Here is a 403-nt window from a genome sequence, read left to right as displayed (position 1 = left end):
ACTGGCTGATATAGGCCAGCACCGTGGGCACGCCGAAGATGAAGTTGCGCGTGCTGCCGCTCTGCACGCGCCGGCCGTTCACCTCCAGCCACAGATCGATGGCATGCGGGTCGGGCAGCTCGTCGGCCGTCGCCAGCCAGGGGCCGATGGGGGCAAAGCTGTCATAGCTCTTGCCCTTGTCCCACTGGCCGCCGCGCTCGATCTGGTAGCTGCGCTCGGACACATCGTTGCCCAGCACGTAGCCGGCCACATGCTTGAGCGCGTCGGCCTCGGCCACATGGCGGGCGCGGGTGCCGATGACGATGCCCAGTTCGACCTCCCAGTCGGTCTTTTGCGCGCCGGGCGGAATGCGCAGCTCGTCGTGCGGGCCGCTGAGCGCGGTGACGGCCTTCATGAACAGCAC

1 protein-coding gene is annotated in these 403 nt (G+C 68.0%); it reads right to left on the bottom strand.

The features are described from left to right. The coding region (locus QZH66_RS18635) for a fumarylacetoacetate hydrolase family protein (protein ID WP_305807267.1) at positions 1-403 on the bottom strand (403 nt) is incomplete at both ends.

Source organism: Stenotrophomonas sp. YIM B06876 (genome assembly GCF_030711595.1).
In the GTDB taxonomy this organism is placed as follows: Bacteria; Pseudomonadota; Gammaproteobacteria; order Xanthomonadales; family Xanthomonadaceae; genus Stenotrophomonas.
This window is presented reverse-complemented; position numbering and strand designations above follow the sequence as displayed.